The organism is Albidovulum aestuarii, assembly GCF_029961185.1.
Classification (GTDB): Bacteria; Pseudomonadota; Alphaproteobacteria; order Rhodobacterales; family Rhodobacteraceae; genus Albidovulum; species Albidovulum aestuarii.
Genome location: NZ_JASBQQ010000001.1, coordinates 337,382 through 351,151, shown reverse-complemented (window position 1 = coordinate 351,151; position 13,770 = coordinate 337,382). Strand labels below are relative to the sequence as shown.

General features: G+C 61.5%; 14 protein-coding genes and 1 other RNA gene. 6 read left to right on the top strand and 9 right to left on the bottom strand.

The genetic code is table 11. From position 1 onward, the window contains the following. Window positions 1-83 precede the first annotated feature (83 nt). On the top strand, window positions 84-269 hold the full coding sequence (locus QKW60_RS01775) for a hypothetical protein (RefSeq protein WP_282365969.1): 186 nt from the start codon (window positions 84-86) through the stop codon (window positions 267-269). A gap of 287 nt (window positions 270-556) precedes the next feature. Then, window positions 557-829, top strand: coding sequence for a hypothetical protein (locus QKW60_RS01770; RefSeq protein ID WP_282365967.1), 273 nt, complete (start codon window positions 557-559; stop codon window positions 827-829). A gap of 3 nt (window positions 830-832) precedes the next feature. Here the strand turns inward: QKW60_RS01770 and QKW60_RS01765 are convergent, their stop codons facing one another. The 9 genes from QKW60_RS01765 to ssrA form a co-directional block, all read right to left on the bottom strand. Next, window positions 833-1,060: a ribbon-helix-helix domain-containing protein gene (locus tag QKW60_RS01765; RefSeq protein ID WP_282365965.1), complete on the bottom strand. Its 228-nt coding sequence runs from the start codon at window positions 1,058-1,060 to the stop codon at window positions 833-835. Then, a complete protein-coding gene (locus tag QKW60_RS01760) occupies window positions 1,057-1,233 on the bottom strand; it encodes a DUF4169 family protein (protein ID WP_282366847.1) in 177 nt (58 codons plus the stop codon). The genes QKW60_RS01765 and QKW60_RS01760 overlap by 4 nt, the downstream gene beginning before the upstream one ends. Window positions 1,234-1,245: 12 nt before the next feature. Continuing rightward, entirely contained in the window at window positions 1,246-2,640 is a 1,395-nt protein-coding gene (fumC, locus tag QKW60_RS01755) for a class II fumarate hydratase (protein WP_282365963.1), read from the bottom strand. A 102-nt stretch (window positions 2,641-2,742) separates the two neighbouring features. Then, complete coding sequence (locus tag QKW60_RS01750) at window positions 2,743-3,198, bottom strand: SspB family protein (RefSeq protein ID WP_282365961.1); 456 nt, start codon at window positions 3,196-3,198, stop codon at window positions 2,743-2,745. 91 nt (window positions 3,199-3,289) lie between these two features. Beyond that, window positions 3,290-4,528 carry a chromate efflux transporter gene (gene chrA, locus QKW60_RS01745; protein WP_282365959.1) on the bottom strand — a complete coding sequence of 413 codons (1,239 nt, stop codon included), beginning with the start codon at window positions 4,526-4,528 and terminating at the stop codon, window positions 3,290-3,292. After that, on the bottom strand, window positions 4,525-5,325 hold the full coding sequence (locus QKW60_RS01740) for a chromate resistance protein ChrB domain-containing protein (protein ID WP_282365957.1): 801 nt from the start codon (window positions 5,323-5,325) through the stop codon (window positions 4,525-4,527). Before QKW60_RS01740 ends, chrA begins: the two co-directional genes overlap by 4 nt. A gap of 117 nt (window positions 5,326-5,442) precedes the next feature. Then, window positions 5,443-6,096, bottom strand: coding sequence for a DUF1194 domain-containing protein (locus tag QKW60_RS01735; RefSeq protein WP_282365955.1), 654 nt, complete (start codon window positions 6,094-6,096; stop codon window positions 5,443-5,445). A gap of 45 nt (window positions 6,097-6,141) precedes the next feature. Beyond that, window positions 6,142-6,567, bottom strand: a complete 426-nt coding sequence (locus QKW60_RS01730) for an ester cyclase (RefSeq protein ID WP_282365953.1) — start codon at window positions 6,565-6,567, stop codon at window positions 6,142-6,144. Between the two features lie 78 nt (window positions 6,568-6,645). Beyond that, window positions 6,646-7,000: a transfer-messenger RNA gene (gene ssrA / locus QKW60_RS01725) on the bottom strand. Window positions 7,001-7,239: 239 nt separating this feature from the next. Between ssrA and QKW60_RS01720 the strand changes: the two genes are divergently transcribed. From QKW60_RS01720 to QKW60_RS01705, 4 genes are all read left to right on the top strand, one after another. After that, complete coding sequence (locus QKW60_RS01720) at window positions 7,240-8,613, top strand: arylsulfotransferase family protein (RefSeq protein ID WP_282365952.1); 1,374 nt, start codon at window positions 7,240-7,242, stop codon at window positions 8,611-8,613. A gap of 197 nt (window positions 8,614-8,810) precedes the next feature. Next, window positions 8,811-11,846 (top strand): aminotransferase class III-fold pyridoxal phosphate-dependent enzyme, encoded by a 3,036-nt coding sequence (locus QKW60_RS01715; protein ID WP_282365951.1) that lies wholly within the window; start codon window positions 8,811-8,813, stop codon window positions 11,844-11,846. 79 nt (window positions 11,847-11,925) lie between these two features. Continuing rightward, entirely contained in the window at window positions 11,926-13,020 is a 1,095-nt protein-coding gene (locus QKW60_RS01710; protein ID WP_282365950.1) for a LacI family DNA-binding transcriptional regulator, read from the top strand. Next, a complete protein-coding gene (locus QKW60_RS01705) occupies window positions 13,017-13,757 on the top strand; it encodes a transporter substrate-binding domain-containing protein (RefSeq protein WP_282365949.1) in 741 nt (246 codons plus the stop codon). Before QKW60_RS01710 ends, QKW60_RS01705 begins: the two co-directional genes overlap by 4 nt. Window positions 13,758-13,770: the final 13 nt, after the last annotated feature.

Below are 13,770 nucleotides of genomic sequence, written 5' to 3'. Positions count from 1 at the left end.
ACATCGGGCGGAAACGTCCGCCGGGACCGCAGACACACTCAGAAGTGGGCCCGGATCACACATCCGTCGGGGGGCGGGTAACGATGTTGAACTGGTTTCGCGGCACTCACGGCGAGAGCCCTGTTGTCTCCGGACTCCTGCAGGGGCATATCCGCATCGCCTTTCCATCCTTTGGTATCCGCGCGTCTCAGGCTTTCAAAACCGGGGGTGTCGATCTCTCGGTTTCGCGTGAGGAAATTGCGGCTTTGCTGAAGCGCGAACTGAATTAATCTTTGGACGCAAGGCAACGGTCGCTATGCCGGAACGGTCAGAGAGTGGCTGAAGACGCAATGCTGCGACTTGTGGCTTTTTGTCGGTAGATGCCTTGGGCCCGTTGGCATTCTGTTGCGTTGAGACAACATTCGTTAACCTTGTTGGCGGGAAATCAATGATGTCCGCAACCGGGAATTGATCTGGGATGAGAAACTATCGCAGCTTCGAGTTTGGCGTGCGATTCTTCGGCCATAATGGACCGACGTGATCGCGTGGGGAAGTGTCGTGACCCTGGGGAGGGAACATGGCGTTACACGAATATCACAGCGGTCAAACGGGGCGCGACGCCGCCAGCAGCCTGCTGCGCATCGCCATTCCGTCCTGGCGCTTCGTCGGAATTCACATTGAACCGGAACCCGAGTTCGAAACCGTATCGCGTGAGGAAATCCAGGCGCTCTTTTCTGGCGAACTGACGTCCCGATCCCGCCGCAGAGGTCTGACCGAGGACGAAGAGTATCAAAAGTCGCTTAGCCGTAAGCTCCGGCGCGCACTTTATCCGCAACCCGTCGCAGGCTAGGCGTCAGCGCCCCGCAAGCCGGACCTGCAAATCGTTCAGAACGAACAGCCGTATCGCTGTTGCAAGGCCGGTTTCGGCATCGCGCGCGGCATCGATTTCAGCCGCAAGGGCATTGATCGGCACATCCCTAGCTTCGGCAATTTGCCTGAAGGCGCGCCAGAATGGGTCTTCCAGTGACACGCTCGTCCGGTGCCCGTTCAGGGTCAGCGACCTTTTGAGCGGGCGGCTCACGTCTCCGGGTCCTCGCGCCGGTGCTGGTCGAGATGCCGGGCCGCGCGGGCGGTTGCATCCTCTTCCTCGGCCTTTGTAATCTTACTCCGGCCAAAACGGGCGGCGTTTTCCGCCGCCTTCGCCCGGTCTTTGGCCTTGTCGCGCCGCTTGCGCTCGGTCCTGAGGTTGACGATCTGGGGCAGGTCTCAGTCCTCCGGGCCGACCATCAGTTCGGGGCGCACGATCCGATCAAAGGTCTCGCCATCGACGAAGCCGAGTGCAATGGCCTCTTCGCGCAGCGTCGTGCCGTTCTTGTGCGCGGTCTTGGCGACCTTGGTGGCATTGTCATAGCCGATGGTGGGGGCAAGCGCCGTCACCAGCATCAGGCTTTCCTTCATCAGCTTGTCGATGCGCGCGATATTGGCTTCGGTCCCGACGACCATGTTATCGGTGAAGCTGCCTGCAGCGTCGCCCAGAAGCTGCATCGACTGGAGCACATTGTAGCTCATCATCGGGTTGTAGACGTTCAGTTCAAAATGCCCCTGCGACCCGGCGAAACCGACGGCGGCGTCATTGCCCATGACATGGGCGCAGACCATGGTCAGCGCCTCGGCCTGTGTCGGGTTGACCTTGCCCGGCATGATCGACGATCCGGGCTCATTCTCGGGCAGGATCAGTTCGCCCAGACCCGAACGGGGGCCGGAGCCCAGAAGCCGCATGTCGTTGGCGATCTTGAAAAGGCTCGCGGCAACCGTCTTCAGCGCGCCCGAGAACATGACCATCGCATCATGCGCCGCCAGCGCCTCGAACTTGTTCGGTGCGGTGACGAAGGGCAGGTCGGTGATCTCGGCGATCTTGGCGGCAATCGCGGTATCCCAGCCCTTTTTCGTGTTGAGCCCGGTCCCGACGGCAGTGCCGCCCTGCGCCAGTTCATAGATGTCGGGCAGGCAGCCTTCGACCCGCTCGATCCCCTTCTTGACCTGATGCGCATAGCCGCCGAATTCCTGGCCCAAGGTCAGAGGGGTGGCGTCTTGCGTGTGCGTCCGGCCGATCTTGATGATGTCCTTGAATTCCTCGGACTTGGCGGCAAGCGCCCCATGCAGTTTGCGCAGGCCCGGCAACAGCACATCGCGCGCCATCATGCCGATGGCGACATGCATCGCGGTCGGGAAGGTGTCGTTCGACGACTGGCCCATATTGCAGTGATCGTTCGGGTGAACCGGCTTTTTCGATCCCATCTCACCGCCAAGGATCTCGATGGCGCGGTTCGACACGACCTCATTGGCGTTCATGTTGGACTGGGTGCCCGATCCGGTCTGCCACACGACCAGCGGAAAGTTGTCGTCGAACCTGCCCGCCACGACCTCGGACGCCGCCTGCACCATCGCCTTGCCGATGGCGGGGTCGAGCTTGCCGGTCGCCATATTGACCTCAGCCGCCGCCTGTTTGATCACGCCAAGCGCGCGGATGATCGCGACCGGCTGCTTTTCCCAGCCGATGGGGAAGTTGATGATCGAGCGCTGGGTCTGCGCCCCCCAATACTTGTCGGTTGGAACCTCAAGCGGGCCGAAGCTGTCGGTCTCGGTGCGGGTCTTGGTCATGGCAAAGGTCCGTCCTTGAAAGATGTCGGACCCTGCCTAAGCGATTCCGGCCGGGGGGCCAAGGACGATGTCGTTAACGGTGGCGCTAACGTCGCTAGAGCGTCACTTCCGCCATTTGTCGAGGCTGACAACCTCGGCCTCTTTGCGCGGCGCAGTGGCCTCTTCGGTGTCGTCTTCGTCTTCATCCTCGTCGTCGTCGTCGCTGTCCTGCGTTTCGAATCGCAGGCCGAATTCGACGGAGGGATCAACGAAGGTGCGGATCGCGTCGAACGGTATGTAGAGCGGTTCCGGGCTGTCGCCAAAATTCAGCGTGATGGCAAAGCCGTCGTCATTCACGCTCAGCGCATCGTACCAATGCTGCATCACCACGGTCATCTCCTCGGGATACCGTTCACGCAACCAATCGGCGAGTTGGGCCGAGGGGTGGCGTGTGTCGAAGGTGATGAAGAAATGGTGTTCGCCGGGCAGACCATGCCGTTCGACCCCGCGCAGAACCTCCAGAATCAGACCGCGCATCGCGCGGTGCATGAGGTTGCCGTAGTCGATGGTTTTACTCATATTTTGCGGTCTTCCCGTGGCTGCGTGATCGCCAGCATAAGGGATTCGAACCGGAATGAAAGGGCTCTTGCCGCGCATGCGCGGTGCATTGTCATTGGCCCGCTGACAGGGCCGCTCCGACAGAGGCGGCGAGGCCGAGAACAGCGATTATGTTCCAGTGTCGTCGCAACAGAAGCCAGCCGCACAGCAAAGCAATCAGGGCCGGTTGCCAGTGAAAGGATGTCAGGTCCGGAACGGGCAGGGACAACCCGCCGAGACTGCCCGTGCGGGTAAAGAACAGGTGCAGCGCGAACCAGATGGCCAGATTGGCGATGACGCCCACGACGGCGGCGCTGACGCCGGAAAGCGCGGCGGCCAGACGTGGGCGGGCGGCGATCCATTCGATATAGGGCGCGAAGGCGAAGACCCAGAGAAAGCAGGGCACGAAGGTGACCCAAAGCGTCAGCGCCGCCGCAGCAACGGCGAGCCCCGCGCCGCCCTCCTGCGCGCCCGCAAGGTAGCCGACGAACTCGGTAACAAGGATCAGCGGCCCCGGCGTCGTTTCCGCCAGCCCCAGCGCGTCCATCATTTGCGGCGTTGTCAGCCAGCCATAGTCCTGCACGACCGTCTGGGTCATGTAAGCGAGAACGGCATAGGCGCCGCCGAAGGTGACCACGGCGAGCTTTGAGAAGAAGAGCCCGATTTCCACCAGAAAGTCCTGTCCCCAAAGTGCAAGGGCAGCGACCGGTGCCCACCAGAACCCAAGTCCGGCGGCCACTGTTCCGGCAAGGCGGGGATGCCTGGGAAGGGGTATTTCCTTGGCGGGCGGACGCGGGAGAAGAATTGCCCCTGCGATGGCAGCCGCAACGACAATGACCGGGAAGGGCAGATTGAAAGCGAAGATCGCGATGAAGGCGAGGACCGCAATCGCGTAGGCCGCTTGTCCTTTCATCGCCCGCCGGGCCACCCTGATCAGGGCCTCGATCACGATCACCACGACGGCAGCCTTGACGCCGAGAAAGAGCGCCGAGACCAGCGGCACCTGCCCGAAGGCGGAATAAAGTGCCGCCAGCAAAAGGATCACCGCCGCCCCCGGCAGCACGAAGAGCCCGCCCGCGATCAGCCCGCCCCGGATGCCGCCCAGCTTCCAGCCCGCATAGGAGGCAAGCTGCATCGCCTCGGGTCCGGGCAGCAGCATGCAGAACGACAGGGCGCGCAGATATTCCTCCTCGCTCAGCCAGTCGCGCTCCTCGACCAGTTCACGGTGCATCAGCGCAATCTGTGCCGCTGGACCGCCGAAAGACAGGATGCCGATGCGGCCGAAGACCTGCCAGAGGTTGGGGTCGCTCATGCCTTGCGCCCCGCCGGCCAGCCATGGCCTTCATCGAACCCATCGCGGGCCCAGCGATAAAGCGCGTCATACATCAGCATTCCGGCTTCAACCTGCTCCAGATCGTCCTTGTATTGCCGTGACAGGCCAACTGACAGCGCCAAAAGCCCGGCCGCCTGCGGGGCAAGGTCATGGCGGTCGGTATCGGCCCCGCGCACCACCAAAGCCAGCCGGTCGAGCGGCTCTGTGTGAAGTTGAAAATCGTCAAGAAGCGCGTCGAAAGAGCATTTCTCGCCGCGATGCGAGAAGGTGACGCCTTCGATGTCGAATGGGGTGGCGTTGAACTTCTCGGCTACAGCAGGAACCTCGACCGGGGCGACGAACAGGAACCGCGCGCCGGGGTCGATGAACCGACGGATCAGCCATGGGCAGGCAATACGGTCGATCTTGGGCCGGTGCCGCGTGACCCAGAGGCGCGTAACGGGCAGGGCGGCGGCGGGGATCATCGGCAGACCCTCGGCGGCCCAGCCAAGCGCGCCGCCGTCAAGGGTTTCCGCCTGCACACCGCGGCAGCGCAAAACCGCCGCGGCCCCTTCGGATAGTTTTCTGCCCTTCTGGCAGATGACCACCACGCGCCGCGCCGTCAGGTCGGAGACGAGGTCCTCAACCCGATCGAACGGGTGACGGAACGACCCCGGGATCAGCCTTGGATCGGCGGCGAAATCCTCCTCCGTTTGGATGTCGATCAGGGCCGGGCAGTCGGGCGTGCCGATCAGGCGGGCAAGCTGAATTGCAGAGATGGAGGCAAAGCCGGGCATGGGGCATCCTTTCGGTTGATCATGAAGGATGCGACGCGTCTGGCCGTGGCCTCACGGGGCGCGGTCGCGGGCCCCATGACGGGAAGCGTGACACGCAACGGCGCGGCGCGTCAAGGTTCAGCCGAGCGGCTTTGCCACTTCGCGCAGAATTTTCGCGCGGATCGTGCGGGGGTAATCCTCCAGTCCGCGTGCGGTCATCACGAAACCATTCCGGGTGATGACAAAACGCCGGTAGAACTCGGTGATCGGCGTCGCCTGTCCGATATCCTCGATGGCGACGGCATTGATCTCAATCCCGGCAGCCTCCGCCCCGGTGCGTTCGGGCGCAAGCGGAAAGCCCGCGTTCTGAGGCCCGTCTCCGGACACGTCGATGACCTTGCGGCGGCAATCCGAGACGGCCGCGAATTGCTGGACCGAAAACGCAATGGCCTCACCCACCGCCGTATCCGACCCCGAATAGGCGCGTTTGAGGTCACGGGCGCGGGCCGAGAAGTCCGCGACTTCGTCATAGCTGAGCATTCGCCGCCAGGGCATTGACAATGCCTGTTGTCCGGTGCCGGACCACTCGACAACCGCCAGAGCAACCTGCCCCAAAACCATCGCATCCGCGATTTCCGGGTCGGCAAGCGCATCTGCCAATCCCTGAACCTGCAACCGGTATTCGCCACGGTCGATCGACCCCGACACGTCAATCGTCAGAACAAGCGCCACGTCACAGGCTAATACCGGCCGCGACAGCAGAAGAAGGGCAGGAAGAAGGGCACGTTTCATGGACCGATCATGCGACCGAACCTCATGGCCGGCAAGACCCGCGGTTTAGCTGAGCTTCTCTCCCGATAGCAGAAGCATAAAAGCGTCCTGCGGCAGTAGTCCCGCCTGTTCGAAGAAGGTGATGAAGTCGAAGCAGTTATAGGCCTCGGCGATCTTGCCATCCTCGATCCGAACCATAACCTGTCCCCGCGCGTGGATCGGATCGATGCCATGCGCGGTCGAGGCCTTCACGACGATCTGGGTCCAGAGCCAATCGCCAATTTCGTGGCTGCGTTCGATGTCGATGGAAAGATCCCGGACGAGGGCCAGCAATGCAGGGACAAGTGCCTTGAAATCTTCCACCCCGACCTGGCCATCCGGCATGATCCCATCGGCCCCGGCGCGCGGCGCGAAATAGGTGTCGATCGCGTCGAGGTCCGCTTCGACCCAGACACGATTGTACCAGTCCTGAAGTAATTCGAGATTTGTCATCATGTCTCCGTCGGTCCGGGACGTCGCGCGTATTGCCGCAACCCTAAACGGACGTCGTTGACGAAGCATGAAGAGGGAAGTGCAGGCTTCTGTTGCCAGGTGCCTGCGAACCCCGCCTTACGCTGCTAGGCGCAAGGGCTTAAGTTTCGATAGATCGAACTGCTTACGCAGCCAGAGCCATCGGAGCACGGTTGTTATTGGCAACTGTACTTTGCGGACCGATAACGGTGGTACCTCACCGGGACAAAGCAAACCCCTTTAGACGTTCGTCGATCCTGTTTCGGCCCCATGTCCCGCCAATAACGGGTGATTGGTGGAGCCGCCGGGTACCGCCCCCGGGTCCGATCCGGTTATTACGAGCGCGTTTATGTCCATAGTCCGGGCGAGCCCGAACAGCGCCAATATAGGACCGAGGCTTGGGCGCAGCAAGAGGCGATCAATTTTTGGCAGTCGCGGAAAGCGTCTGGCCGAGCAGCAATAAGTCAATGATATTGCCAGTAAAAGTTGATCCGGTTTTGACCTATTGTGAACCGGGGCGCAGCAAGTCCTGTGGGGTGGGCGCAATTGTGCAGCCAACGTCCCGTAACGAGTTGACTGGCTCTGCCAATGTTGTCTCTGCGGGGTGAACTGTCTATCCTGACGCCGATTTTCTGCCATTAAGACGGAGTTCACGTGGCACGTTCAGTAGCGCTTTGGTTCTTCTTGCTCTGCCTCATACTCTGGTTGGTTCTGACGATGGTCTTCGGCTGGATGGTCAAATCCCAGCTCAGTGGCAGCGACCGCACGGGGGCGGTCGGTCGCGCGGCGGTACAAGTCGCGTCGTTTCCAACACTTGTTAAAGACGTCTTCAAGGAGTTGAACCAGATCGCGACGGGCAGGGCCGCCGAGATCTCGGTGACCGTGGAACGCGAAGTGGGGGCCGACTACAGTGGTTTCGTGCCGCTTGACCGGGACGATGACAGCACGGTCGAGGGGTTGCTGTATCGCGCTGAATCGACCCGCATGGCCCGTGGCTGGCGTTACGTGCTTGGTGGTTATTCCATGTCGGGCACACCCGAGAATGGATTGCTGCTTTTGTCGCCGGATCTGAAAATCGTCAGAGCTCTGAAGCTGGACGAAATCTCCGTCGGCGGGGTGGAGCCGGCTCCGAACAGCCGGAAATTCGTTCATGGCTTTGCGCTGTTGCCGGACGGGTCCTTCATCGTGGCTTTTGACGACGGCATGTCTCTGCAGCGGTTCGATGCCTGCGGCCAGCGGCTCTGGTCGACGGCGGGCGAGTTCCATCACACCGTGTCGCTCTCCAGCGACGCGAATACGGTTTGGTCGCTTATAAACGACAAGGCTCTGGCGGAAGTGTCGGTTGCCGACGGAACCGTCTTGCGGCAGATCTCGATGGAGGACGTTGTTGCGGCCAATCCCGAGGTCGATATCCTCCAGATGCGCCGCAAGCTTGCCAACGGAACCGAGCGGAATGACCGCAATACGGCCGGGAAATGGATGGAGGATCCGCTTCACATGAACGAGGTGGAACCCCTTCCAGCGAATCTGGCTGCGGCTTTCCCGGACTTTTCCGTCGGCGACCTGCTCATCAGTGCACGGTCACTCAATCTGGTCTTTGTACTCGACCCTTCGTCCCTGAAGATTAAATGGTGGCGCATCGGTCTGACCGAACGTCAGCATGATCCGGACTGGCTGCCGTCGGGCGAAATCATGGTTTATAACAATCGCATGGGGCGCGACTTCTCCGAGATTGTCACGCTGGATGCATCGCGGAACGATCGTCGTGTGATTTTTGACGGCCGCAAGAACGATTTCTTTTCGCGGATCCGGGGAAAGGTGCAACCCCTGCCGGACGGTTCGCTTGCGGTGACCAGCCCGCAGCAGGGAAGGGCTTTTGAGGTGTCCCGTGACGGGCAGGTCGCGTTCGAGTTGGTCAATCCGAAACCGGGCGATGACAAGTTCAACTATGTTATCTCCGAACTGAAATGGGTGCCGGAGACCTTCTTTGCCGGCGGTCTTCCCGATTGCGGGAGCGGGGGCCAGTGACGGGTTTTCGGGTCGCGGTCCGGATGCGTGAACTCCCGGGTTGCATTCAATAAAAACGTTTATATTCTTTTCCGCAAAATACGTGGTGTTTGCCGGGGCAGGGCTGTTGAAGGCATTAGGTTTCTGAAGCCTGGAGCCCTGATCCGGCCGCCGAACTGACCCTCGTGTCGCCAACGCGCCCTTTGAACGGAGAAGGAATGTCTGCTTTCACCACGCCCCCTCCCGATCTGTCATTGGCCGAGATGCAGTCTTTGGTGCGGCGCGTCTGGGGCTTCACGAGTGAGGTCTTGCCGTTGATTTCAGAGCGCGATCAGAATGCCCGGATCGATGGGGGCGCGCGCACCTTCGTTCTGAAGATCGCCAATGCCGGTGAGGACCCGGACCAGATCGCACTGCAGAACGCCGCGATGTCGCACCTTGCACGCGCCGGGGTCCAGGGCCTGCCCCAAATCGTTCCGACACTCGCAGGCGATGACATTTCGTTGATCGAGGTGAACGGCGCCAAATCCATTGTGAGGCTGGTGACATGGGTGGATGGTGTACTGCTCAGCGGTAGCCCGCGCAGTCTCGGCCAGCTTCGGGACCTCGGTGCATTCATGGGCAGGCTTACCCGGGGTCTTCAGGGTTTCGGGCATCCGGCCGCGTTCCGGCCGGATTTTCTTTGGTCCCTCGACCATGTAGGCAATCTGTCATCCTGGAGCGGCGACATTGCAGCCGATGCGCGCCGCGGGATGGTCGAGGGTCTGTTCGCCAGATATCGCGACAGGGTCGCGCCGCGTTTGCCGGGGCTTCGCGCTTCGGTTCTGCATCAGGATGCCAACGACAACAACGTGATCGTCGATGCCGGTGACCCTGATCGCATTGTCGGTGTGATTGATTTCGGCGATATGTCCTTCGGTCGAACGATCAACGAACTCGCGATCACATTGGCGTACGCACTGCTGGATGTCGACGACCTCTATGCGGCAATACGGGCCATTACCGGTGGCTTCGTGTCCGAATTTCCAATCACCGAGGACGAGGCTGAACTTCTCTACGACCTCATGCGGATGCGGCTGGTCGCGTCCGTATGCATTTCGTCCCGGCGTGCGAAGGAGCATCCCGACAACGCTTATCTGACAGTCTCGCAAGAACCCGCCTTCACGCTTCTCGAAAAGCTGGACAGGCTCGATCCCGAATTCATGGTGGCGCTTTGCCGCCGCGCCGCTGGCTTTGACGCCACGCGGTCCGAGCAAGCGGTTCGGACCCACCTCGTCGGATCGGAGGCGGAACCGCTTTTTTGTCCTGATATTGCCCGCTCGGCCCGGTTCGCGCTCCTGACCGACGCACCGCCTGCGGACATGCCGGACATCAGGGATCGCGCCTGGGACGATTGGTTTTCCGCTCATAGGCCAACCAACCTTCCTCTCAATGTGGGATTCTATGGGCTTGGGTCCTATGGGGAAAATCGCTCTGTCTATACCGCTGCACAATTCGCCGACGCGGCCAGTCCGGAACGTCGCACAAGGCATCTGGGGATTGATGTCTTCGCCCCCGCAGGCGCGCCAGTTCACGCCCCCTTTCCGGGGCGGGTCCATACGGTGGCCTACAATGCCGAACCTCTTGACTACGGGCACACCCTGATCCTGGAACATCAAACGGCTGAGGGTGTGCCTTTCTATACTCTCTACGGCCATCTTGGCGGGTCGCTGCCGGGGCTTTTGGCGGAAGGGCAGGAGGTGGCGGCGGGTCAGTGTATCGCGCATCTCGGTGATTGGCCGGAAAACGGTGGCTGGGCACCGCATCTGCATTTTCAGGTGATGACAGATATGCTGTCGCAGAATGGCAATTTCTACGGCGTCGGGCATGACAGCCTTTGGGATGTGTGGTCGGGCATCTGCCCTGATCCGAACCTCATCCTGCGGCTCGCGCCGGAAAGTTTCACCATCGATCCGAATCCACCGGCTAAGCTTCTGGAACGGCGGGCGATGTCGATTGGCCCTTCACTGTCAATATCTTACGCCGAGAAGCTGAAGATCGTCCGGGGGCAGGGGCCGTGGCTCATCGACCATACAGGGCGCAAGTATCTCGACGCGGTGAACAACATCACCCATGTCGGCCATTGTCACCCCAAGGTCGTCGAGGCCGTCGCGCGGCAGGCGGCCATCCTCAACACGAACACACGCTATCTGAACGACCTTATGCTCGATTTCTCCGACCGGCTGACGGCGAAATTGCCCGGTGATCTGAAGGTCGCCTATTTCGTCAATTCCGGGACCGAGGCCAACGAACTTGCGCTCCGCATCGCGCGGACGGCCATCGGGAAGAAGTCGACCGTGGTGCTCGACTGGGCATACCATGGCAATTCCGGCGGGATGGTCGATATCAGCCCTTATAAATTCAAGCGCAAAGGTGGCTATCCGCAGCCCGATTTTGTGGAGATCGCAGCCTTTCCCGATCCCTATCGTGGCCCGCACAAGGGGATGTCAGATGCTTCGGGACGGGCCTATGCCGCAGACGTGGCCCGCTGTCTCGATGCCATTGAGGCCAAAACCGGTAGCGGGGCGTCTGCTTTCATCGCCGAGTCAATTTCGGGCGTCGGCGGGCAGGTCGTCTATCCTGACGGCTATCTCAGGGCCGCCTACGAACTTGTCCGCGCACACGGTGGCGTCTGTATTGCCGATGAGGTGCAATGCGGCTTCGGCCGCGTGGGCTCCGCCTTCTGGGGCTTTGAATTGCAGGGTGTGGTGCCGGACATCGTTGTCATGGGTAAGCCCATTGGCAACGGCCACCCTCTGGCCGCCGTGGTGACGACGCCGGAACTGGCCGCCCGCTTCGCTAACGGGATGGAGTATTTCAATTCCTTCGGCGGTAATCCGGTGTCGATGGCGGTCGGCCTTGCCGTGCTCGACATCATCGAAAACGAGGGATTGCAGGCGAAGGCGCTGGAAACGGGTGACTATATGCTTGCCCAGTTCGAAGAAATGGCCGGTCGTCACCCGCTTGTTGGCGATGTCCGGGGGTGGGGGCTGTTTTCCGGCATCGAGCTGGTGCGCGACCGCGATACGCTGGAACCAGCGACCGAAGAGGCGGGCCGGATCGTCAACCATATCCGACAGCAGGGCGTACTGGCATCGACCGACGGTCCCCTGGACAATGTTCTCAAGTTCAAGCCGCCGATGGTCTTTGGAAGGGCTGAGGCGGATATCCTGATCGCGGCGCTGGAGGCCGCGTTTGCGGAGATCCGTGCGTGAGTCCGTTGACAGCTATCGAAAAGGCTATAAAAACGTTTTTATAAGACGTCACGTCGACGGCATCCGTCACGGGGGGATCATGACGGCAAGAACGGCCCATCGCTCAGCGCCCGCGCGGCGCCCGACGGTGAAGACGCTTGCCGAGATGACCGGCTATTCCATCGCTACCGTATCAAAGGCATTGAACGACTCGCCCGTTGTCACGGACGAGACCAAGGCCCGGATCCGCGCGGCGGCAGAAAGCGTTGGCTATGCGGCCAACCCGCGTGCGGCCTCCCTGCGTACCGGCAAAAGCTTTCAGGCCGCCGTCCTCATGCCGATTTCGGTCGCGGAAGGCCATGAATGGCACGGCGTGGAATATGCCGAGATCCTGAGCGGGATCAGCCGCGCGCTCGAAGGCTCGTCTTACCAGCTTTCGGTCCATCTTATCCGCGACGCCGAGGACGGCCGCAATGTCGCCGAAAAAATTGTCCGGCGCGGGCTGGCCGACGGGATTGTCTTTTCCGGAATCCGGCGAAACGACCCGCGGGTTGTCTATCTCAGCAGCATGGACTTTCCGTTTGTCGCCATGGGGCACTGCGACACAACCAGCGGTCACGCTTATGTCGATATCGACAGTGGCTGGGTCGCTGGGGACGCGACGCGCCGCTTGATCGCGGGTGGGCACCGACGGATCGCGCTGATCAATCCCGATCCCGATTTTGCCTATGCGCAGGACCGTATCGCAGGCTTTCGCGCGGCATTTGCCCAAGCCGGGCTCGCGCCCTGCGACGACCTGATTGCCGAGGGCGATCTGACCGCGCGCTTCGGGCGTGAAAGCCTGCACCGCTTGCGTGCAATGACGGATCCGCCAACCGGTTTTGTCTGTGTGAACGAGGCGACGACGCTTGGCCTTCTGGCTGGCCTGCGCGATCTCAGCCTCAGTGCCGAAGAGGATGTCTCGGTCATTTCTTATGATGACCTCAACGTGTCCGAATACTTCGCCCCGCCACTCACGACCTATTTCCAGCCGGTCGAGGAACTCGGCCGGTGCCTGGGCGACTTCCTTCTCCGCCGCATGGCGGGGGAGGCGCCGGGCGACCTTGTCAGGGTCTTCCGGCCAAGACTGATCCCGCGCCAGCCCGACCGGCTGGCGGCAGCGGGGCAAACCCATCAACAGAGGAGAAAAGCATGAAGACCACATTCCTTGCCACAGCGTTTGCGGCCCTGGGCCTTGCCGCCCATGCCGCCGATCTCGGCGGCGCCCATCTGATGGTCGGGTCCGACACGACCTATCCGCCGATGGAAACGGTGGATCCCGCGACCGGCCAGATCGTCGGCTTTGACGTCGATATCGTCAACGCGATCTGCGAGCGCATCAACTGTACCGCCGAGTTTGTCACCACCGCCTGGGATGGTATCTTCGGCGCGCTTCAGCAGGGCGAATTCGACCTCGTTGCCTCGGGCGTTTCGATTACCGACGAGCGCAAGCAGACAATGGACTTCACCGAGCCGTACCTCGTCGTCAGCCAGGCCGTGCTGATGCAGGTCGAGGATGAGGGCATGACCATCGACGATATCAAAGCCTCGGGCCGCAAGCTGGCTGCGCAAACGGCGACGACCAATGCGGACCTCGCTGAGGAACTCGTCGGGCGGGACAATGTGGCGCTCTACGACACCTTCGTCGGCGCCGTCGTCGCGCTGCAAAACGGGGATGTCGCAGGTGTGATCATCGACGGCACCTCTGCCGCGGCCTATGAGAAGGAATTCGCGGGCGATCTGATCATCGGTATCACCGGGCTGCAGGCCGATCCGCTGGGCCTTGTCTTCCGCAAGGGCGATGAGAATGTGGCGGCCTTCAACGAAGGCCTGGCCGCGATCCAGGCAGACGGTACGCTTGACGCGCTGGTCGCGAAGTACTGGTCCAACTGACCTCATGACCGGG